This window comes from Zoogloea sp. LCSB751 (assembly GCF_002028455.1).
Classification (GTDB): Bacteria; Pseudomonadota; Gammaproteobacteria; order Burkholderiales; family Rhodocyclaceae; genus Zoogloea.
On record NZ_MWUM01000208.1, the window covers coordinates 1 to 270 of the forward strand.

At 50.7% G+C, this 270-nt stretch carries 1 protein-coding gene; it reads left to right on the forward strand.

From position 1 onward, the window contains the following. On the forward strand, positions 1-266 hold a 266-nt coding region (locus B4920_RS26355; RefSeq protein ID WP_216820057.1), incomplete at its 5' end, for a hypothetical protein. Positions 267-270: the final 4 nt, after the last annotated feature.

Genomic DNA, 270 nt, shown 5'->3' on the forward strand with positions numbered 1-270 from the left:
AAGACGACGACTGGGCGCATAACATCACCTGTCGCTTCCAACGCCACCTCAATGATGCTGGCATCGTAGGTCAGGGCCGTCCCACGCTTTACGGGCTGCGGCATAGCTTCATCGATGAGTTACAGCAGGCGGACGTTGCTGAGCATATTGTGGCTGAGTTGGCGGGACATAGTAAAACAGGGATCACTTTTGGCCGCTATGGTAAACGGGTAAGCGTCTCTCTTTTGAAAGAAAAGATAGAGTTGATTCCCAGAGACTTAGTATAAGTGT